Origin of the sequence: Arthrobacter sp. 2RAF6, from assembly GCF_052115205.1 — a bacterium.
Taxonomy (GTDB): domain Bacteria; phylum Actinomycetota; class Actinomycetes; order Actinomycetales; family Micrococcaceae; genus Arthrobacter.
Genome location: NZ_JBFRGF010000032.1, coordinates 35066 through 54904 on the forward strand (window position 1 = coordinate 35066; position 19839 = coordinate 54904).

The 19839-nt window shown below is 63.5% G+C and carries 26 protein-coding genes; 12 read left to right on the forward strand and 14 right to left on the reverse strand.

The window, feature by feature from the left end; translation table 11 throughout:
• The first annotated feature begins 41 nt into the window (after positions 1 to 41).
• The gene (locus AB4Z38_RS19425; RefSeq protein WP_441431218.1) at positions 42 to 440 is read left to right on the forward strand and encodes a VOC family protein; all 399 of its coding nucleotides are present in this window, start codon (positions 42 to 44) and stop codon (positions 438 to 440) included.
• Between the two features lie 43 nt (positions 441 to 483).
• Here AB4Z38_RS19425 and AB4Z38_RS19430 read toward each other — a convergent pair whose 3' ends face one another.
• On the reverse strand, positions 484 to 939 hold the full coding sequence (locus AB4Z38_RS19430) for a rhodanese-like domain-containing protein (protein ID WP_441431219.1): 456 nt from the start codon (positions 937 to 939) through the stop codon (positions 484 to 486).
• A gap of 40 nt (positions 940 to 979) precedes the next feature.
• Positions 980 to 1183 carry a hypothetical protein gene (locus AB4Z38_RS19435; RefSeq protein ID WP_441431220.1) on the reverse strand — a complete coding sequence of 68 codons (204 nt, stop codon included), beginning with the start codon at positions 1181 to 1183 and terminating at the stop codon, positions 980 to 982.
• A 186-nt stretch (positions 1184 to 1369) separates the two neighbouring features.
• On the opposite strand from AB4Z38_RS19435, the gene AB4Z38_RS19440 reads away from it, so the two are divergent.
• The 3 genes from AB4Z38_RS19440 to AB4Z38_RS19450 are packed head-to-tail and all read left to right on the forward strand — an operon-like array spanning position 1370 to position 4480.
• Positions 1370 to 1723 (forward strand): metal-sensitive transcriptional regulator, encoded by a 354-nt coding sequence (locus tag AB4Z38_RS19440; protein ID WP_441431221.1) that lies wholly within the window; start codon positions 1370 to 1372, stop codon positions 1721 to 1723.
• Between the two features lie 49 nt (positions 1724 to 1772).
• Complete coding sequence (locus AB4Z38_RS19445) at positions 1773 to 2012, forward strand: heavy-metal-associated domain-containing protein (protein WP_059388821.1); 240 nt, start codon at positions 1773 to 1775, stop codon at positions 2010 to 2012.
• 8 nt (positions 2013 to 2020) lie between these two features.
• Positions 2021 to 4480 (forward strand): heavy metal translocating P-type ATPase, encoded by a 2460-nt coding sequence (locus AB4Z38_RS19450; RefSeq protein WP_441431222.1) that lies wholly within the window; start codon positions 2021 to 2023, stop codon positions 4478 to 4480.
• Positions 4481 to 4571: 91 nt separating this feature from the next.
• Here the strand turns inward: AB4Z38_RS19450 and AB4Z38_RS19455 are convergent, their stop codons facing one another.
• Together AB4Z38_RS19455 and AB4Z38_RS19460 are read right to left on the reverse strand one after the other, a co-directional pair.
• On the reverse strand, positions 4572 to 4844 hold the full coding sequence (locus tag AB4Z38_RS19455; RefSeq protein ID WP_059388822.1) for a DUF2277 domain-containing protein: 273 nt from the start codon (positions 4842 to 4844) through the stop codon (positions 4572 to 4574).
• 41 nt (positions 4845 to 4885) lie between these two features.
• The gene (locus AB4Z38_RS19460; RefSeq protein ID WP_441431223.1) at positions 4886 to 5917 is read right to left on the reverse strand and encodes an EamA family transporter; all 1032 of its coding nucleotides are present in this window, start codon (positions 5915 to 5917) and stop codon (positions 4886 to 4888) included.
• 70 nt (positions 5918 to 5987) lie between these two features.
• Between AB4Z38_RS19460 and AB4Z38_RS19465 the strand changes: the two genes are divergently transcribed.
• Positions 5988 to 6536, forward strand: coding sequence for a CGNR zinc finger domain-containing protein (locus tag AB4Z38_RS19465; protein WP_441431224.1), 549 nt, complete (start codon positions 5988 to 5990; stop codon positions 6534 to 6536).
• Between the two features lie 149 nt (positions 6537 to 6685).
• On the opposite strand, the gene AB4Z38_RS19470 is transcribed toward AB4Z38_RS19465, so the two are convergent.
• From AB4Z38_RS19470 to AB4Z38_RS19480, 3 genes are all read right to left on the reverse strand, one after another.
• Positions 6686 to 7036, reverse strand: coding sequence for a hypothetical protein (locus tag AB4Z38_RS19470; protein WP_441431225.1), 351 nt, complete (start codon positions 7034 to 7036; stop codon positions 6686 to 6688).
• A gap of 67 nt (positions 7037 to 7103) precedes the next feature.
• Positions 7104 to 7658 (reverse strand): hypothetical protein, encoded by a 555-nt coding sequence (locus AB4Z38_RS19475; protein ID WP_441431226.1) that lies wholly within the window; start codon positions 7656 to 7658, stop codon positions 7104 to 7106.
• Positions 7659 to 7667: 9 nt separating this feature from the next.
• Positions 7668 to 9011, reverse strand: a complete 1344-nt coding sequence (locus tag AB4Z38_RS19480) for an MATE family efflux transporter (RefSeq protein ID WP_441431227.1) — start codon at positions 9009 to 9011, stop codon at positions 7668 to 7670.
• A 40-nt stretch (positions 9012 to 9051) separates the two neighbouring features.
• On the opposite strand from AB4Z38_RS19480, the gene AB4Z38_RS19485 reads away from it, so the two are divergent.
• From AB4Z38_RS19485 to AB4Z38_RS19495, 3 genes are all read left to right on the forward strand, one after another.
• Entirely contained in the window at positions 9052 to 9621 is a 570-nt protein-coding gene (locus AB4Z38_RS19485; RefSeq protein ID WP_441431228.1) for an antibiotic biosynthesis monooxygenase, read from the forward strand.
• 153 nt (positions 9622 to 9774) lie between these two features.
• Positions 9775 to 10209, forward strand: a complete 435-nt coding sequence (locus AB4Z38_RS19490; RefSeq protein ID WP_441431229.1) for a DoxX family protein — start codon at positions 9775 to 9777, stop codon at positions 10207 to 10209.
• Positions 10210 to 10382: 173 nt separating this feature from the next.
• Positions 10383 to 11351, forward strand: a complete 969-nt coding sequence (locus AB4Z38_RS19495) for an acyl-CoA thioesterase (protein ID WP_441431230.1) — start codon at positions 10383 to 10385, stop codon at positions 11349 to 11351.
• Between the two features lie 114 nt (positions 11352 to 11465).
• Here AB4Z38_RS19495 and dnaB read toward each other — a convergent pair whose 3' ends face one another.
• A complete protein-coding gene (gene dnaB / locus AB4Z38_RS19500) occupies positions 11466 to 12851 on the reverse strand; it encodes a replicative DNA helicase (protein WP_078107106.1) in 1386 nt (461 codons plus the stop codon).
• 628 nt (positions 12852 to 13479) lie between these two features.
• On the opposite strand from dnaB, the gene AB4Z38_RS19505 reads away from it, so the two are divergent.
• Both AB4Z38_RS19505 and AB4Z38_RS19510 read left to right on the forward strand, forming a co-directional pair.
• A complete protein-coding gene (locus tag AB4Z38_RS19505; protein ID WP_441431231.1) occupies positions 13480 to 13959 on the forward strand; it encodes a hypothetical protein in 480 nt (159 codons plus the stop codon).
• A 3-nt stretch (positions 13960 to 13962) separates the two neighbouring features.
• A complete protein-coding gene (locus AB4Z38_RS19510; protein ID WP_441431232.1) occupies positions 13963 to 14535 on the forward strand; it encodes a hypothetical protein in 573 nt (190 codons plus the stop codon).
• Positions 14536 to 14562: 27 nt separating this feature from the next.
• Here AB4Z38_RS19510 and AB4Z38_RS19515 read toward each other — a convergent pair whose 3' ends face one another.
• The 6 genes from AB4Z38_RS19515 to rpsF all read right to left on the reverse strand — a co-directional run bounded on the left by AB4Z38_RS19515 (position 14563) and on the right by rpsF (position 18149).
• Positions 14563 to 15189 (reverse strand): FMN reductase, encoded by a 627-nt coding sequence (locus tag AB4Z38_RS19515; RefSeq protein WP_441431233.1) that lies wholly within the window; start codon positions 15187 to 15189, stop codon positions 14563 to 14565.
• 100 nt (positions 15190 to 15289) lie between these two features.
• Positions 15290 to 16126 (reverse strand): PhzF family phenazine biosynthesis protein, encoded by an 837-nt coding sequence (locus AB4Z38_RS19520; protein WP_441431237.1) that lies wholly within the window; start codon positions 16124 to 16126, stop codon positions 15290 to 15292.
• Between the two features lie 251 nt (positions 16127 to 16377).
• A complete protein-coding gene (gene rplI, locus AB4Z38_RS19525) occupies positions 16378 to 16830 on the reverse strand; it encodes a 50S ribosomal protein L9 (protein WP_234752901.1) in 453 nt (150 codons plus the stop codon).
• A 17-nt stretch (positions 16831 to 16847) separates the two neighbouring features.
• Complete coding sequence (rpsR, locus tag AB4Z38_RS19530) at positions 16848 to 17087, reverse strand: 30S ribosomal protein S18 (protein WP_003800144.1); 240 nt, start codon at positions 17085 to 17087, stop codon at positions 16848 to 16850.
• A 125-nt stretch (positions 17088 to 17212) separates the two neighbouring features.
• The gene (locus tag AB4Z38_RS19535; protein ID WP_078107100.1) at positions 17213 to 17788 is read right to left on the reverse strand and encodes a single-stranded DNA-binding protein; all 576 of its coding nucleotides are present in this window, start codon (positions 17786 to 17788) and stop codon (positions 17213 to 17215) included.
• A 55-nt stretch (positions 17789 to 17843) separates the two neighbouring features.
• Positions 17844 to 18149 (reverse strand): 30S ribosomal protein S6, encoded by a 306-nt coding sequence (rpsF, locus tag AB4Z38_RS19540; protein WP_028267876.1) that lies wholly within the window; start codon positions 18147 to 18149, stop codon positions 17844 to 17846.
• 260 nt (positions 18150 to 18409) lie between these two features.
• Between rpsF and AB4Z38_RS19545 the strand changes: the two genes are divergently transcribed.
• Both AB4Z38_RS19545 and AB4Z38_RS19550 read left to right on the forward strand, forming a co-directional pair.
• A complete protein-coding gene (locus AB4Z38_RS19545; protein ID WP_441431234.1) occupies positions 18410 to 18748 on the forward strand; it encodes a YnfA family protein in 339 nt (112 codons plus the stop codon).
• Positions 18749 to 18885: 137 nt separating this feature from the next.
• Complete coding sequence (locus AB4Z38_RS19550) at positions 18886 to 19557, forward strand: DUF1345 domain-containing protein (protein WP_441431235.1); 672 nt, start codon at positions 18886 to 18888, stop codon at positions 19555 to 19557.
• The last annotated feature ends 282 nt before the right edge of the window (positions 19558 to 19839 follow it).

Below are 19839 nucleotides of genomic sequence, written 5' to 3' on the forward strand. Positions count from 1 at the left end.
GGACAAACCGTGACCGCCCCCGGCACGATCAGGAGATGCCCATGCAGGCCCGAATCCATGTGACCAGCGTTTTTGTCGACGATCAAGAGAAGGCCCTGGCCTTCTATACCGGGAAACTGGGATTCGTTACCAAGGCGGATGTGCCGGTCGGGGATTACCGGTGGCTGACGGTTGTTGGCGCCGGGGAACCCGATGGCGTTGAGCTGCTGCTTGAGCCGGACCAGCACCCTGCGGCGAAGGCCTACAAACAGGCGCTCGTCGCCGATGGAATTCCCGCCACCTCGTTCGCGGTGGACGACGTCGCTTCAGCCCACCAGGAACTCGAAGCCCAGGGCGTAATCTTCACGCAACCGCCAACGCCCATGGGTCCCGTGGTGACGGCGGTCCTCGATGACACCTGCGGAAACTTCATCCAGCTTGTGAGCCGGCCTGGAATCTAGACACCCCGATGGACTCAGGACGCGCAAATCCGCTTCTGCGTCGCTAGACCTCCGGCTGGTGCGCCGTGACCAGCCCGTCGAAGTCCCGCACGGCAACACCCTGAGCTGTCTCCACGGGAAGCCCGTTCCGCGCCCAGTACTCAATGCCGCCGATCATTTCGCGCACCGGGTACCCGAGCTCGGCGAAGGCCAGGGCCGCGAAGGTGCTTCCGTTGCAGCCCGGTCCCCACGAATAGACCACTACTGAACTCCCGGCCGGGATTAGTGCGCCTGCCCGGGCGGGTATCTCGGCGGTCGGAAGGTGTACGGCACCCGGGATATGTCCGTGGTCCCACGAAGACCGCCTGCGTGTATCCACGAGCACGAAACTGCCGGGGGCCGCATCGGCAACGTCCATGACGTCGATCTCGAACTGCAGCTTCGCGCGGAAGTAGGCGCCCGCGGCACCTCCGGCAGCGCCCGCGGCACCAGGACCGGCGTCGTTCGTTGGCTTTTCCATCTGCTCTCCTAAGCCGGCTTGGCGAGTCTGGCGTTGGCACCTATCCAGCGGCGATGCGCTGCTCGGCGTCGTAATCGCGTTTCCACCCAACCACGCCGGGCCTCAACTGCCAGGGATGCGGTCCGGACAGCGGCCGGCATTCCACTCCCATGGCCTCCAGGCGTTCCAGATGTGCTTCTTCGAGCCTGGCCAGGAAACCATCGTAGTCCCGGTTTTCGGACTGGGACCAGAGCACCTCCGCCACGGCGCTCAGCCGCGGAAACGCGGCGAAGTGGACCCGCAGAGCGTGCGATTTTCAATGGATCCTCCATGGAGAAAAGGGTTCGGTGCCCGGCGGTCTTCCGCTTCGGGTATGGACCACCCTTCATGACCGCTCGCATACCCCCAGGGGGTACTTGATTTATACCCCTAGGGGGTATACCTTTGCAGCATGAGCACGATCGATGTGAACCCCACTCATTTGGAATCCGCAGATTCGAAGCCGGATTCCCAGCACGGCTACTCTTCCAACAAAGACGCATATTTGCTGCGCCTTAAGCGGATCGAGGGCCAAGTGCGCGGTATTGCGCGCATGGTGGAAGAGGACAAATACTGCATCGACATCCTCACGCAAGTCTCGGCAGTCACGAAGGCGCTGCATGCGGTGAGCCTCGGGCTCGTGGAAGAACACATCGGGCACTGCGTTGTCGGCGCAGCATCCGAGCCCGATCCGGTAGTGCGCGCTGAGCAAATCGACATCAAGGTCAAGGAGGCAGCCGATGCCATCGGGCGCCTGCTGCGGTAACCCCGCAAGCACTCACCACACCATTCAACTCACCACCAAGGAGCACGCCATGGGCCACACCGCTACCATCCAGACGAACGTCAGCGTTTCCGGCATGACCTGCGGGCACTGCGTTTCAGCAGTCAGCGAGGAAATTGAGTCCCTGGCGGGAGTGGAGAATGTCGAGATCGATCTGAATGCCGGCGGAATCTCCACCGTCACCATCACCTCCACCCAGGAATTGTCGCCATCCGAAATCGGCGAAGCCGTCGCCGAAGCCGGCTACCTGGTAGTCGCCAACGAGGCCTAGGGGCCGATGTGAGCAATCATGAGATCCTCCACCAAACGGGCACGCGAATCATCGAACTCGACATCGAGGGTATGACCTGCGCATCCTGCGTGGCCCGCGTAGAGCGGAAACTGGGCAAGCTCGACGGCGTGGAGGCTTCAGTCAATCTCCCCCTCGAATCGGCCCAGGTAACAGTTCCGGACAACGTCACCGACCAACAAATCGTGGACACAGTGAACGCAACGGGCTACAAAGCCTGGATCCGCGAACCGAGGCCAAGCCCCTCCACGGCTCCCGATCGCGAAACCGACATGCTCGGCGCGCTCGAGACCGACACCGAAGGCAGCGCGGGTAAGGTCGGCGCCGCCGAGGCTTCTGGCGACCACAACGACCATGGCGCCGGTACCGGCGCGCAAGGCGACCGCCGTGGCGGCGCGCAAGGGAACCACGGGGCGCACCCGCCGGGAGCCCAAGGCGACCACATGCACCACGGCCCTGCGTCCCGCCAGCTAAGGCCGAGACTAATCGCCGCTGCCATATTGACGGTCCCGGTCTTCGCCATTTCGATGATTCCGGCTTTACAGTTCCCGCAATGGGGCTGGGTGGCCGCCGCACTTGCACTTCCCGTGGTGACGTGGGCCGCCTGGCCCTTCCACCGCGCCGCCGCCATCAACGCGCGCCATTTCGCCTCGACCATGGACACGCTCGTCTCCATTGGTGTCCTGGCCGCATACCTCTACTCTGCGTGGCAGCTCTTTGCCAACCCCATGATGACTGAACACCCCGGCATGGAGACCATGGGAGGCGTGAGCGGTGGGCTGTACTTCGAAGTTGCGGCCGTGGTCACCACCTTCCTGCTTCTGGGCCGCTTCCTTGAGGCCAACGCCAAAGCGAAGGCCGGCGATGCCCTCAAGGCCCTGCTGAATCTCGGAGCCAAGGATGCAACGGTGCTACGCGACGGCGTCGAGCACAAGATCCCGGCCGAGCAACTCGTGGCAGGGGACGTCTTCGTGGTTCGACCGGGAGAGAAGATCGCCACGGACGGTCTGGTGACGAGCGGTTCGTCTGCCGTGGATGCCTCATTGGTCACAGGTGAATCCGTGCCCGTGGAGGTCGGACCGGGAAGCCAGGTCACGGGGGCCACCATCAATACTTCAGGCCGCTTGCTGGTCCGCGCGACCCGAGTGGGTTCCGAGACTACGCTGGCACAAATGGGGCGGTTGGTGAGCCAGGCGCAGACGGGCAAGGCCCCGATTGCACGGCTCGCCGATCGCATCAGCGCCGTCTTCGTTCCGGTCGTGCTGGTCATCGCCGTCGTTACCTTCGTATTCTGGCTCGCCCTGAGCGGGGACCTCAATGCCTCGTTCACGGCTGCTGTGGCGGTGCTCGTGATTGCCTGCCCGTGTGCGCTTGGGCTCGCGACACCCGTTGGCCTCCTGACCGGGACCGGTCGGGGCGCGCAGCTCGGCATCCTCATCAAGGGTCCACAGGTGCTTGAAGATACGCGCACTGTGGACGCCATCCTGCTGGACAAGACCGGAACCGTCACCAGCGGCAAGCTCGCCGTTGGACACACCTTGGCCTTGAACGGCCACTCCCCCGCCGATGTCCTGTCGCTCGCCGGCGCCGTCGAGGCAGCGTCGGAGCACCCCATCGCCCACGCCATTGCCGCTGCTGCCAAGTCCGCAATGCCCGACGCCGGCCCGCTCCCCGCTGTGAAGGACTTCAGTTCCGCCCCGGGCGGCGGAGTCCGGGGGATGGTTGTGCTGAACGGAGCCGGAAATGGCGCCGAGCGAACGGTCGTTGCCGGCAGGACTGGCTGGTTGGAACACAACGGAATCTTCCCTGACGATGCACAGCGCCAGGCACTGGCCTCCGAGGAAGCCGGTGGCGCTACCGCCATCTGGGTTGCCGTGGACGGGAAGCCCGCTGGAATAGTCACGCTAAGGGACACAATCAAACCCGGTTCGGCGGCAGCCATCGCGAAGCTCAAGGAACTCGGGATCCGCCCTCTGCTGCTGACCGGAGACAACGCCGCCGTCGCCGCCCAAGTGGCCACCGCCGTCGGGATCGCCCCGGAAGACGTATTCGCGGGGGTCCTGCCGGAAGGCAAAGTGGACGCGGTACGGAAGCTTCAGTCCGAGGGCTCCACTGTGGCCATGGCCGGGGATGGAGTCAACGACGCCGCAGCCCTGGCGCAAGCCGACCTTGGCATCGCCATGGGATCGGGCACGGATGTGGCCATCGAGGCCTCGGATCTGACCGTGATGGGCAGCGACCTCGGCCAGCTGGTGCAAGCCATCGAGCTGTCCCGGAAGACGCTCACCACCATCAAGACAAACCTGTTCTGGGCGTTCTTCTACAACGCCATCGGCATCCCCGTGGCAGCCCTTGGTTTGCTCAACCCGATGATCGCCGGCGCGGCCATGGCTGCGAGCTCGGTCCTGGTGGTCGCAAATTCGCTCCGGTTGCGCTCGTTCGCAAAGTAGTCCCCACCGCCAACTGGCCACCCAACTAGCTCGCACTTGTTGTCGTTATCCGGCGTGAGAACGACAACAACTGCCAGTCAGATTGGGGAGGTTAGGCCGTTCCGAAACGAACGGCCGCGCGGGCCCTGGCCTTGGCCGCCTCCTCGTCGCGGTTGCGCGCCGGCGCATGGGTCACAAGGGAATCGAGCAGATGCTGCGTGATATGCGCGATCTCATGGACAGCCTCGGCAAAGGCCTCCTCGTTGGCCTTGGACGGCTTGGTGGTGCCACTGATCTTGCGCACGTATTGCAGGGCTGCAGCTTCCACCTCCGCCGAGGTGGCTCGTGGCTCGAAATTGTGGAGGGTGTGGATGTTCCGGCACATATCAATATGCTAGGCCCCGGTCCCCCATCAAGGCTCGGTTTTTAGAGCGCCCTCTCGGAAGGAACCGGCTCGACGTCGTTCGCGTGGTCAAGCTGCCGGGCCGCGTAGTCTTTACCGGGCTCCGCGGCATCACGCTTGTCCGCGCGCAGCTCGTCGATTCGCACCAAGACCACTCCGCACACGATGAGTGCCCCGCCCACGAGCTGGATGGCTCCCGGCAACTCGGCCAACAACAGCCAGGCCCACACCACTGCGAACAACACTTCCGTGAGCGAGACAAAGGATGCCACCTTGGAGCCAAGGCTTCGTGCTGCCATGATCCCCGTGACGTAGGACAGCACGGTGGACAGGATGACGAGGCCGGCGATCGAGACCCACCACGGCGTGGTCCACGGCCCGAGTTGCGTGTCCGTGGTGGCGAAAGTCATGGACAGCAGACCGGTTCCGCCGGCAATCCAGATAAGGATTGAACCTGCCATGAGACCGCCGGAAGCCAGCACGATGGGCGGCAACGTGTCGTTCTGCTTGGCTGTGATGAAGAAGTAGATGACCAGGCAGACGGCCGCGGCCATGCCCCACAGGACGCCGACGAAGTCCACCTTCACGGAGCCGGTGAGATCGAGCACCAGGACGAGTCCGCCGAGGGAAAGCAGCGTTCCAATGGCGGTGAGGGCCCGGGGTCGGCGTCGGCTCGCGGCCCACAGCCACAAGACGATCATGGTTGGCGCGAGGTATTCGAGCAGGAGGGCGACGCCCACGGACAGCCTGGACACCGCGTTGAAGTAGAAAAGCTGGCACCCCGCAACACCGATCACGCCGAACAGCAGGATGGTGAGCCAGTTGTCCTTGAGCTGGTGCCAACGGCCCCGGAGAGCGACGACGGCCGGGATCACCAAGATGAGTGCAGCACCGCTCAATCGGATGGCAACTGCAGCGCCGGGGGTCCACCCGGTTTCCAGGAGGGACTTGGCAAACGAGCCGGACAAACCGAAGACCGCTGAGGAAAAGAGCGCGAGCCCCAGGCCCGACGCCATGAAGCCCACAGCACCAGCCCGGTTTGTTGCAGCTGACACAGCAGCCTCCTGTCAGGAGTAAAATGGGTTACGCTGCTGACAATACTCCCGAGAGATGTAAGGAGTCAAAGTGCTTTTTGCACCTGACACTGAGGTGGCGCTTCGAAGTGTGGTCAATTTGATCAATACGGCCGCCAACGGCACGGAATCGCTTGCGAGTGTCGCCGAGCTCCACGCCTTCCTCGACGCGGAAGAATTCACGGGGACCAGGGAGGGAACCGAGGCCGAATTGCTCAGCGCGAAGCGACTGCGGAGCCAGCTGGCTTCGCTGTGGACGTCCGATGAGGACGCGGCCGCAAAGACCGTCAACGAGCTCCTCACCGACGCACGTGCACTTCCCCAATTGGTCAAGCACGACCACTGGGATTGGCATCTGCACGCCACCACCCCCGAAGCGCCCCTCGCGGAACGCATGGGCACGGAAGCTGCCATGGCACTCGTGGACGTCATCCGCAGCAAGGAAATGGACCGCCTGCGGGTGTGTGCGGCGGACGATTGCGACGCCGTCGTGCTGGACCTGAGCCGCAACCGATCCAAGCTCTACTGCGATACCGGCAACTGCGCCAACCGAACGCACGTGGCAGCCTACCGGGCCCGGAAGGCCTCAGGCACGGAGTGAGCGGGCGCGGGCGTCATGCCGTGCAACTTTTAAGGGCGCACGACGGCGGCCTGCCGCGGGTTTCCGTGGTTGCTGCGTCGGCCAGCTGGCAAAAAGTTGTCTTGCGTGACACAAAACAAGGCCGTGGCACAAAACAAGACCAAGACGGCCTAGTCTGCGTCGGGGGTTTCCGCTTCGCTGCCCGCCTGGGGGGCCGCAGAACCGTGGCCTTGGCCCGGCTTCCTGGAACTCAGGTTGACGCCCGAGCCCTTGCCGAGGTGCTCGGCGTTTTCCTTGTGGCTCATGGAAAGCATCGCAGCGAGTACGAGGCTCACGATGAATGCGATGCCGGCGCCGGTAAAGGCAAGGTCAAAGCGCGGAGTGCGGGCGCTGCCGCCGGAGGCGAAAATCAGCACGGCGAAGAAGATCAAGACGCCCCAGAACGCGGAGAACATCAGCGGTCCCTTCACCGAGGTCCGCATCTTGCGCGGCTCTCCTGGTTTCTGGTCAGCCAAGGTCATTCCTCCAATGTGGGTGCTGGCGCCGTGCGCGCCTTGAGAGTTCTACGCAGGGTAGAACGTACGACTACTAGTTTACGGCCTCGGCGGAGGGCGTTCGCCCATCGTGCCGCAGGCTCAGCCCGGACAGCACCCACAAGACTCCGGAGATGATGGCGCCGCCGCCGGCAACACCGAGAAGCGCGTGCGCTCCAAGGCTGATGAAGAACGGCAAAGCAACGGCGGTGCCAATGCCCACCACACCGGAAATGATCCAGTCGCGGGCAAGCACGTGCCGTCCGCGCTGCCGGAATCCCCGGACCAGCTCAAACGCCCCGAGCACCAGCAATCCTACGAGCGCGGAAACGCCGGCACCCGTGTCGGACTGCGTGATCAAGGCACCCACCCCTGCCAGGCCAACGACGACGGCCGCGGCTGCGGGAACACTCGCGGCCAGGAACGCGGCGCCCGCGGTTGCGAGCAGGTAGAGCCCGGCAGCCCAGGCCAGAACGTGAACGGATGGCGAGCCCCAGAAGACGGTCACGGCTCCAAACACCAGCCCGGCACCGGCGCGGAGAAGTACGGGCTTCCAGAGACCAGCTGCTGTAGGCGTGGATGAAGTCGCTGAAGAGGCGGGGAGAGTCACGAGTCCAGTTTAGTGGGAACCGAGGACCATCCATTTGTCGGAGCGGGCGCGCAGCCCCAGAGTGACCCCGCGGGCCATCATGTAGCCCAGCGCGAACGCGATCCAGAGCCACACGAGCCCCGCCGCGCCGTCGGGCCCGGTCAGGTGGACTGCCGCCAAAAGCGGCAGATATACCGCGAGGTTCACGACGCCGGCAATCGCCAGGTAGCGGGCATCTCCCGCGCCGATCAGCACGCCGTCCAGAACGAAGACGTAACCCGCGAGGGGCTGCCCGACGGCGAGCACCCACAGTGCCCCCGTGAGCGCGGACTGAACGCCGACGTCGGAGGTAAAGAGGAAGCCTGCCCACGGAGCGGCCACCGCGAGGAGCACACCGGTCACCACTCCGAAGCCCACGCCCCAGCGGATCATCGTGCGGGTGAGATCGCGCGCCCGGGCCGGACGGGCGGCGCCGAGTTCCTTGCCGATGAGGGCCTGCGCAGCAATCGCCAAGGCGTCCAGGGCGAAGGCGAGGAAGGAGAAAATGGTCATCGCGAGTTGGTGCGCGGCGAGGTTCACGGACCCTTGGGAAGTGACCACCAGGACCGTGGCCAGGATAGCCAGGCGCAGGCTGAGGGTGCGGAGCATGAGCCATGAACCCACGGTGGTCATCGTGCGGATTCCGCGCCAGTCCGGTCGCAATGAAACCCCGTGGCGCCGGGCATTCCGTCCAACCATCACCAAATAGACGGCAGCCATGGCCCATTGAGCAATGCTGGTACCGATGGCTGACCCCGCCACGGACAAGTGCAGCCCGTAGACGAGGGTCCAGTTCAGGGCGATGTTGATGGCGAAGCCCGCTGTTGCGACCACCAAGGGGGTGCGGGTGTCCTGCAGTCCGCGCAAGACGCCGGTGCCAGCGAAGATCAGCAGCATGGCGACGAGTCCCGGCATGGACCAGCGCAAGTACTCGACGGCGTATGCCCGCACCTCGCCGCTGGCTCCAAGCAACCCGACCAGCGGCTCAGCCGCGAAGAAGCCAGCCACCGCGAGGACGGTACCCAGCAGCAAGGCCAGCCAGACGCCGTCGCGCCCTGCGGCCAGCGCTTTGGTGAGCTTTCCGTCCCCGATGGCCCGCGCCACTGCGGGAGTCGTCGAATATGCCAGAAAGACCATAAGTCCGACGGCGGTGTACAGCAGGGTGGAGGCCAGCCCCACGCCCGCCAGCTGAGGAACGCCAAGGTGCCCCACAATTGCGGAGTCGGCCAAGAGGAAGAGGGGTTCTGCGATGAGCGCCCCAAAGGCGGGGACAGCCAGGCGCAGGATCTCGCGGGCAGTGGAGGGCGCGGTGGGACGAGTCACTGTTTGGGGCACTTTCCCAGCCTAGCGGGGCACAGGCGGGTAGATTGTTGAGGTGTCGCTCGAGCATCCCATCACCGTTTCCGTCGCCCGCACCATCACTCCCGGCTACACCCGCCAAGCCAACGCATGGGCCCACGCGGGCCAGGAACTTGCCCGGGAATGGCCCGGCTACTTGGGTTCAGGGTGGGTGCGGACGGCAGCCGATTCCGATGAATGGCACATGCTCTATCGCTTCGCGGACGCTGAAACCCTGCAGGCTTGGGAGGAATCCGGAGAGCGCCGATGGTGGATCGAAAGCGCCACCGAGCTCATGGAGGTCACACGGGTGGAGCGCCGTTCCGGCATCGAAGGATGGTTCTCACAACCCGGCGACGTGAACCTCGTGGTCCCGGAGACCGTGGTGCCGCCACGATGGAAGCAGGCTGTCAGCATCTTCCTGCCGTTCTTTCCCTTAAGCCTTCTCGCCAATTTCCTGCTGCACCCCCTGGTCCTGGGCTGGCCGCTGGTTCTCCAGGTTCTGTTGAACATCTGCATCCTGACGCCGCTCATGGTCTACATTTTCCTGCCGGTCACCACCCGGCTCCTGAAGCCCTGGCTGGAAGCAAAGCGGAAGGGCCAATAGGATCCGCCGGGACTGCGGAGGCGGCCCGCAGTCCCGCGCTTGTTTGACACTTCAAGCAAAGTTCGAAAAGCTTGAGTTGAAGCTTCAACAAATTCGGCCTTGGCCTTGGGGGCTTCACGACAGCCAACCGCTACCCGAAAACGGTGCAAACACATGAACCAATCCACCCTGACCAACACAGCCCTTACCGTCCTGCGCGTCATCGTCGGCTTCATCTTCGCCGCGCATGGCTGGCAGAAATTCACCGAGTTCAGCATCGCCGGCACACAGGCCGCCTTCGGCAAGATGGGCGTACCCGCCGCCGACGTCGTCGCCCCGATCGTGGCAACCATCGAACTTATTGGAGGCATTGCCCTCATCGCGGGCGTGCTTACCCGCGTCTTCGCCGCCCTCCTTGCACTGGACATGCTCGGCGCCCTGTTCCTGGTCCACGCCCCGGCCGGCCTGTTTGCCGACAAGGGCGGGTTCGAACTTGTCCTGGCCCTCGCTGCGGCAGCGGCGGCCGTGGCCCTGACCGGCGCCGGACGGATCTCCATCGACGCCGCTGTCTTCGGCCGGAAGGGTTCCAAGCTGCGCATTCTCGCCTAGGCCGGCGACACCCAAGTGCGCCCGCGGTGCGCAAACGGGCTGGCGACTCCCGAATCCGGGCGTCGCCAGCCCGTTTGCGTGACACTGGCCAGCTTGGGTGTCGCTGGTCCACTCCGGCGTCGCCAGCCCGTCATACAGCGCATCATGATCCACACCATCGATACACTCACGTCATGAGCGAGCTCCCCTCCCACTCCGTCACGCTGCGGTTCCTTGCTTCCCCCACCGACGTGGGACACAGCGGATCCGTCGACGCCGGCACAGTCCTTGAGTGGGTGGACAAGGCCGCCTACGCGGCAGCTGTCGGCTGGGCGAAGTCCTATTGCGTCACGGCCTATGTGGGCAACATCCATTTCGCCGACCCCGTCAACAGCGGAGACATGGTCGAGGTCGAAGCGACCATCGTCTACACGGGCCGCTCTTCCATGCACATCCGGACCATCGTGTCCTCCGGCGACCCCAAGGGCGGGCCGGCCACGATGCGCAGCCAGTGCCTTGTGATCTTCGTTGCGGTCGGTCCCGACGGGCGCCCGGTTCCAGTCCCCCAGTTCGAGCCCTCGACGCCGGAAGAAATCGAGCAGCGTGACAACGCCCTCGCGCGGATCGCCGTACGGGAAAAAATTGTCGAAGCCATGAACGCACAGGAATATACCGACGCCGGCACGGCCGAGCGCGTCGTTCTCCGCTTCATGGCGGCCCCCACTGACGTGAACTGGGGCGGAAAGGTCCACGGCGGCATCGTCATGAAGTGGATCGATGAGGCCGCCTACGTGTGCGCTTCCCGGTACTGCGGCAAGGACACCGTGGCGGTGTTCTCCGGGGGTGTGCGCTTCTACCGCCCGCTCTTGATCGGCGACGTGGTGGAAGTAGAAGCCCGTCTCGTCTACACAGGCCACAAAGGCATGCATATTGCCGTCCATGTCCGCTCCGGAAACCCCAAGAGCAGTGAGATGAACCTGACCACCTACTGCCTCACGGTCATGGTGGCCAGGGACGAAACCGGCACGTCCGTTCCGATCCCGCCCTGGGTACCGGAAACCGACGAGGATCGGCGCCTTCACGCCCACGCCCGCGAACTGCTGGAGATCCGGGGACGGGCTCCCGGAACCCGGATGCCCGATCATTTGCTCAACGGCGGGTAGGCAGTGCGACGATTGGCGTCCACCCGGTCCGAGATCCACAAGATCATCACGATCAACGCACTGTAGCGCCCGGACCGGATAAACCGACCTCGTCTTCTGGCCGACCGCGACCTCCTAGAATCCGCCGCCTCCGCCAGTCTCGCCCGCCATATTGGCGAAGCGGGAGTAGTGCCCTTGGAAGGCAACCACGATGTCCTTGGTGGGACCGTTACGGTGCTTGGCAATGAGGATGTCAGCCTCGCCGGCGCGCGGGGATTCTTTGTCGTAGACGTCTTCGCGGTGAAGCAGGATGACCATGTCGGCATCCTGCTCGATGGAACCCGATTCACGGAGGTCCGAGACCATGGGCCGCTTGTCCTGGCGCTGTTCGGATCCACGGTTGAGCTGCGAAAGCGCGATGACCGGAACCTGGAGCTCCTTGGCCAACAGCTTGAGGGCACGCGAGAATTCGGAGACTTCCTGCTGGCGGGATTCCACCTTCTTGCCGGAGCTCATGAGCTGGAGGTAGTCGAGGATCACCAGTTTGAGGTCGTGCTGCTGCTTCAGGCGACGGCACTTGGCCCTGATTTCCATGAGGGACATATTGGGGCTGTCATCGATGAACAACGGCGCGTCGTTCATCCGGCCCATGGTGGTGGCGATCTTGGACCACTGCTCGTCCTTGATGGTGCCCTTGCGCAGGTCCTGAAGGCCAATGGTGGCTTCCGCGGACAGCAGGCGCATCGCGATTTCGTTGCGTCCCATTTCCAGGGAGAACATCACCGTGGCGAGGTTGTTCTTGATCGCGGCGGAACGGGCGAAGTCAAGCGCGAACGTGGACTTACCGACGGCGGGGCGCGCGGCGATGACGATCATCTGGCCCGGGTGCAGGCCATGGGTGAGCTCATCGAGTTCGTAGAACCCGGTGGGGACCCCCGTCATGCCCTCTCCGCGGTGGCCGGATGCCTCGATCTCGTCAACGGTGGATTCCATGACGTCCTTGAGCGCCACGTAGTCTTCCGCGGTGCGGCGTTCGGCCACGGCATAGATCTCGGCCTGGGCCTGGTTGACGAGGTCTTCGACCTCGCCGTCCTGGCCGTAGCCCATCTGGACGATCTTGGTGCCGGCGTTGACGAGGCGGCGCAGCACGGCGCGTTCAGCCACGATTTCGGCGTAGTAGCCTGCGTTGGCCGCTGTGGGCACGGTCTGGATCAGCTCGTGCAGGTAGGCAGGGCCGCCGATCCTGTTGATCTCGCCGCGCTTGGTCAGCTCATCGGACACCGTGACGGCATCGGCAGGTTCGCCGCGGCCATAGAGGTCGATGATGGACTCGTAGATGGTCTCGTGGGCCGGGCGGTAGAAGTCATGGCCACGGACGATTTCCACGACGTCGGCGATGGCGTCCTTGGACAGCATCATGCCGCCGAGAACTGATTGCTCAGCGGGAATGTCCTGGGGAGGTTTGCGGCTGGCGTCCGACGTCCGGCCGCCCTCGATCGAATCCAAGTGCGTAACTGACAAAGCCGTCCTCCATTGTGTACCGCGGCAGATAAGTGTTCCCGGCGGTGCGGTAGGCCAATGCCCCGGTGTGGGTTGTTCCGACCGCGCCGTTTATGCCGGCTGGTCCAAACTGTTCCGTAGGGCACCGACAATTTTGGGTTCCCGAGATTTCCACAACTTATCCACAGACAGGTCCGCGGGCGTGCTGCTTTTCGACGGCACCAAGGTGCCGTCCACAAGAAACAGGGGTTTTCCAAGTACCTAAAGCAGGTACTCAGCCACGTTAGCCCTGCTTTTCCTAGGCACCAAGCCGGGCCTGTGGATAAAGTGTGGAATACACACCCCTACTTGTGCACAGTCTGTGCATGACCCTGTGGAAAGAGAAATTCTTTTTACGGCAAATAGCCCCTGAGCTGGGAAGACGTTCTTCATGCCATGTGGATCAAAAGTATTTTCTTCTAGGGATCATCCACAGGCCGATTCGCTCAATCCATGCCCCGCCCCTCCTCCAATGGCCCAAAGAGGGATAAATATGCCAAAAATGTGATACTCCCCACAATATCTCCTGAAATTTGACAGCCGGCTCTCAGAAGCCATGCCGAAGCAGGAATGTGCTGTGGATAACTGCGTTCTGACATAAGCTCTAGGTATGGGTTTCACCGTGGGGGATGTACTGCTGGTCGCAATGCCCGTTATCATCCTTGTGGCTGTGATTTGGGCCCTGACGGCGGCATTCAGGCCACGCAGCTCAGGGCTGTCCGACGCCGAGCGTTATCAACGGGAGCTGGCCGCACGCTCGGCAGCCCACCAGGCCGCCCAAGTGCAGGCGGCGACGGCGGCAAGGGCCCGCATCGATGCATCCACAAGACCGAGCCAGAACGCGCAGCAACAGTCCCAGCAGGACAGCCAGTCGCGGGCCGCGCTGAGGGCTCAAGTCGGGGCCAGCCCGGGGGTCGGCCAGGCCGGCTACAACGGTCCCGTTCTGCCCAATGGGCAGTTGAATCCACAGTTCGCCCTGCAATTGCAGGGCATGGTCCGCAGTGGGCAGAAGATTCAGGCCATCAAGCTCCTGCGCCAGCAAACCCACTCGGACTTGTTGACCGCCAAGAACTACATAGATCGGCTTTAGCGCATGTCATCCCTACTCGTTCCGGTCTTTATCCTGGCGGCCGTCGTCGTCGGCGTGCTGCTGATCAGCCGAGTGCTCTCCCGCCGCTCCGCGGAACGTCGCGACAATGCCGCCACGGGCAACGCGGCCGACCCTGCGGAGCTGGCCCGCGAGGCCGCCGCAAAGCTCAGCGAGGATCAACACCGGCAGCTGTATTCCCTGATCGCCCAAGGTCAGGCAATGGCTGCCATCAAGCTGTACCTCAGCGCCACCGGGGAAGGCCTGCGCGCCTCACGGGACGCCGTCGGCGCCCTTGCAGCGCACCCGCAGCCCTTCCGCAAACCCGAACCCGCCCCGCAGGACCTCATGCCCGACGACGACGAGCCGGAGCGCTTCCCGTACCGCTACCGGGCAATCGCCAGCAAGGGCGACGTCACGCGAGAGGTGAGCAGCAACATGCTCAATGACGAGATCTACGGACGGATCCGCACCCTGGCCAAGAGCGGCGATGTCGAAGCGGCAGCGTTGGCCCTGACCAAGCATTCCGACATCAGCATGAAGCAGGCCCTGGAGTTCATCGAGCTGTTGGACGACTAGTGCCGGGAGCGGGCCGCCGAGGCTCCCCTATCGTCCCGCGGTGATCCCGGCGAGGAGTTGTTCAAAAGGCAGGGATTCCATCGCGTCCGCCTTGCGGTGCGGCTGTTCGCCGCTCAGGAGCCGGGCAAGCTCGCCCGCCGCCCGGTCCACGCGGACCGATAGCGGCGACGCGCCGTCGTCGGTGTTTCCCCAATCCTGGGGTCCGGCGAAAACGGACGTCTGGGTTATCCGGGTACGAAGGTAGGTGAAGAGCGGACGCATGGCGTAGTCGAGCACCATTTGGTGCCGGTCTGTGCCTCCCGTGGCGCCAACAAGAACTGCCTTGCCGTCCAGGGACTTCGGGTCCAGAACGTCGATGAAGGACTTGAACAGCCCGCTGTAGGAGGCGCTGAAGACGGGCGTGACGGCGATGATGCCATCAGAATCCTCGACGCCGGCGATCACCTCCGCGAGGCGCGGTGCTGCATAGCCAGTGACGAAGTTGTTGGCGATATCCACGGCCAGGTCCCGGAGCTCGATAACGTCCACCTGCACCTTGTACCCGGCATCGCCCAGCTGGCGCTTGGTCGACGCAGCGAGCTGGTCTGCAAGAAGCCTGCTCGACGACGGTACGCCAAGTCCGGCGGAAAGGACGGTTATGCGGCGGGTCTCCATGGCGATCTCCTGTTGCTGGGCGGTTCGATGGCTTTAAACCAGAGTACATGCGTTTGCATCTATACTCCCAAACTGCGGCTCCACCCTTTTTATTCCCCTGCTATAGCCGCACTGTTCCCTGGATGCACATCACCGAGCTCCCGCCCACCCAGATGTCGCCGTCTTCGGCCGAGACGTGGATGCGTCCCGCCCGGCCCAGCACCGTACCCTGCGCCGCGACGTATTGCTCCGGTGCCCGGCCGCTGCCGATCAGCCACTGGGCCGCCCCCGCATTGAAGCTTCCCGTCACAGGGTCCTCCACCATGGCGTCTCCGGGAATGAACGTCCGGACTTCGAAATCGACACCGGCACCCGTTTCATGGGGACCGATCACGCCAACCTTCAGATCACCCAATGCCGCAAGGTCCGGCTCGAGCCCAAGAACCTGCTCGGCCGATTCGAGCAGCACACCGATCCATTGCGGGCCATTGACCAGCCACGAGGCATCCAGGAGCGCGGTTCGGGGCAGGCTGAGTCCAGCGGCCAACTGTTCGATGGTTGCCTCGCCGACGGGCCCGAAGCGAGTGAGTGGCGGCGCAGCGAAGGCGAGGCGGCCGCCGTCGAGCTTTACCTTGACCAAGCCTGCGCCACATTCCTGAACCAGCATCCCTTCTTGCTTCGGCACTCCGCCGGCCGCTAGCCACGCATGCGCCGAACCGAGCGTCGGATGTCCCGCGAAAGGAAATTCCTCGCTGCCGGTGAAGATCCGCACGCGGTAATCGGCCGCGGGATTGCTGGGCGGCAGCAGGAAGGTGGTCTCAGACAAGTTGGTCCAGTTGGCGAAGTGCTGCATCTGCTCCGCGCTAAGCCCTTCAGCGTCGACGACCACGGCAAGCGGATTGCCGAGGTACGGGACGTCAGTGAAGACATCCACTTGCGAGAAGGGCCTGGTGCGCATCGTTTCAAAGTTCACCGCTGCAGGGTATCAAGTTCCCCCCACCCAGCCTTCCCTTAGCGCGAACAGGCAGCTACTGCCCTTCACGAAGCCGCCAGAGGGCATCTACTGCCAGTTCGCGGGCCCCGAAACCGCGCAAAGCAAAGGACCCCCGCCTCCGGAAACCGGGGACGAGGGTCCTTCGAGCTGACGCTACTTGCGCTGCGTGATGCCCCCTGGAAGCTTCGCACGCTCAGCTTCCAGGGAACCCTGCATCACTTGCTGGCAACGACCTCGAGGTCGATGACAGCAGAAACGTCCTCGTGCAGGCGGACGTTGGCCTGGTACGAACCAAGAGACTTGATGTGGTTCGGCAGTTCAACGTTGCGCTTGTCGATGGAGCCGAGGCCAGCGGCCTCAACTGCAGCAGCGACATCAGCCGGCTTGACGGTGCCGAAGAGACGACCGGACTCGCCGGCCTTCACTACGAGCTTGACCTTCTTGGAAGAAAGCGCAGAAGCCTGGGCCTGTGCAGCTTCAACCGAAGCGTGGGCACGAGCAGCGCGGGCAGCCTTGATGGACTCAACCTGCTTCTCGCCACCCTTGGTCCAGGTCAGAGCGAAGCCGCGGGGCAGCAGGAAGTTACGTGCGTAACCGTCCTTGACCTCGACAACATCGCCAGCAGCACCGAGACCGGTTACTTCGTGGGTCAGAATGAGCTTTGCCATGTTAGTTAATCCCTTCCTTAGCCGCGGCCAGCGCCGGAGTAAGGCAGCAGAGCAACTTCGCGGGCGTTCTTGATTGCCTGGGCGATTTTGCGCTGTTCCTGCACCGTGACGCCAGTGACGCGACGAGCGCGGATCTTTCCGCGGTCGGAGATGAACTTGCGCAGCAATGCTACGTCCTTGTAGTCGATGACAGTGATGTCAGCGGCCTTCAAGGGGTTGGACTTTGGTTTGGGCTTACGGAGTTCAGCCTTAGCCATCGTGGAGCTCCTTTTCTATGGAGCCCGTGGAATGGATCCACGGGATGGTGGTGCTCGACGGCGGTCGCCACCCGGGTGCCTCGCGGCACGTCCGGCGGATTCCGGCGTCGAGCTTTTATGAGTGTTTAGAAGGGAGGTTCGGAATCCGGGCCGTTGCCCCATCCACCCGCATTGCTGACGCCCGGGGTAGCCCAGGGGTCTTCCTGCGGTGCGGATTGGCCGCCGCCCCACGTTCCGCCGGAGTTGCCGCCCTGGTTTGCACCAGCGCCGCCACCTCCGAAGCCGCCGCTGTTGTTGCCGCCGCCGAAGCCGCCCTGACCACCCTGACCGCCGGAGCGCTGGGTGCGGTTGACCTTGGCGTTGGCGTAACGCAGGCTCGGGCCGATTTCATCGACTTCGAGCTCGATAACGGTGCGCTTCTCGCCTTCCTTGGTTTCGTAGGAACGGCTCTTCAGCCGGCCGGAAACGATCACGCGCATGCCCTTGGTGAGGGATTCGGCGACGTTTTCAGCTGCTTCGCGCCATACCGATGCGCGGAGGAACAGGGTTTCCCCGTCCTTCCATTCATTGGACTGGCGGTCGAAGGTCCGGGGAGTAGACGCGATGGTGAAGTTCGCTACCGCCGAGCCTGACGGTGTGAACCGCAGTTCGGGGTCATTGGTGAGATTACCGATGACCGTAATAGTGGTTTCGCCTGCCATCTACTGCCTCCTTGTTCGTTCCTGCGGGGTAAAGAATGAAAGCCTGGAGCTGAAATTACTCAGCAACGACCTTCTGCTCTTCGGGGCGGGTGATCTTGGTGCGCATGATGGTCTCGTTGAGACTCAGCTGGCGGTCAAGTTCCTTGGCGGTTTCCGGCTTGGCGGTGAAGTTCACCACAGCGTAGATACCTTCGGACTTCTTCTTGATGTCGTAAGCGAGGCGACGGCGGCCCCAGATGTCAACCTTTTCGATGGTTCCACCATCGGTGGTGATGACATTGAGGAACTTCTGAAGCGACGGCTCTACGGTACGCTCTTCGACCTCGGGGTCGATGATTACCATCAATTCGTAAGGACGCATATGTGAACCCACCTCCTTTGGGCTAAGCGGTTACGGCATTTCCGTAACAGGAGGTTCATTTGCGATGAACAGTGCTGCTGACCGCTTCCAGAAGCGGAAGCAGGGCGCAGCACAGACTTCAATATCTTAGTCCATTTCCCGCCTCTAAGCCTATTCGGCGTGTCGGCAAGGTGGAATGCGCGGCGTCGCGTATGTGGATAACCCAGGTAGGTGGATGACCCGCATGGAACCGCTGCGCCAGCCTCAGGCAGACTGAACCCATGACCATCCTCAAATCCACCGCCCTCTTTGTCCTCGCGGCCATCGCCGAGATCGGCGGGGCCTGGCTGGTATGGCAATCGGTCAAGGAGGCCAAGCCATGGTGGTGGGCGGGCATTGGGATCGTCGCCCTCGGCATCTACGGATTCGTGGCGGCTTTCCAGCCGGACGCGCATTTCGGCCGCGTGCTTGCCGCTTACGGCGGTGTGTTCATCGCCGGATCCTTGGCCTGGGGGATGCTACTTGACGGCTTCCGGCCGGACCGTTGGGACATTATCGGAGCCACGATCTGCCTTCTGGGCGTCGCGCTGATCATGTTCGCGCCCAGATCGGGAAGTTGAGCCGTCACGCTGCGCAACTTTCTGGACCGTCCGACGTCGGGATCCCCCGGTTTTCCGGGACGCGGCTCCACGCCGGACGCTAAAAGTATGCGTGGCGTGACGCCGGGGCCGGTCAGCCCCCGTGCCATGATCTGACTATGAACGCCGCAGCAAAGAACCAGCGTCGAAAGTCTGCCCGTGCCAAACGTTCGCAATTGCGATTTTGGCTCATGATCGTTACCGGCATCGCTGCGGCCGTAGCGACCGGAATATGGGGTCAGTGGATCTACGCACCCGCTGCGGGCTGGGCAGTGGCCGCGGCGGTGTACAACGTTTTCGTGTGGACGGTCATCACACCGATGAAAGCGGATCAGACGAGAAGCCACGCCACGGAAGAAGATCCACGGCGCTCCACCGCCGACCTCCTCATCCTGTGTGCCGCCGTCGGTTCGCTCGCCGCCGTCGTGCTGGTGATGATCGGCGCCAAGGACGCGCACGGATTCGACAAATTCATGCTCGCACTGCTTGCCCTCGGCGGTGCGGCGGCGTCGTGGCTCCTAGTGCACACCCTCTTCACCTTGCGCTATGCCGAGGTGTACTACACGTCCGATCCGCCCCGCGGCATCGAATTCAACCAAAAAGAACCGCCGCAATACGCGGACTTCGCCTACATGGCCTTCAGCCTCGGGATGACCTACCAAGTCTCGGACACGTCGATCACCACCAGGGCAATGCGATCCGCTGCTTTGCGGCACAGCCTGCTCGCCTACGTTTTCGGCGTCGGGATCCTGGCGACCACCATCAACCTCGTGGTGAGCCTCGCATCCTGAGCCGAGCCGCCTTAGCCTCGATCCACCGGTCAGGTTTGATGGGGCGGGGTGTTTCTGATCTTGGTCCGGGTTCGGTTGATGGGCATGACTGGGTTGCCGGCCTTGCTGCCGGTGGTGTTCCGTGGTCCTGGTYGCGCCGGGTCGGCTGGGTGGTCAGATGGCGGCGGTCCTGGGTGGCCCGCAGGCCGCTTCGAAGAGTTGTGACCAGCCGGTTTCCCAGGGCCAGTGCGCGGGCAGGTGCAGGATGATTTTCCGTGCCGTGGTCGCGATCCTGGCGGGGAC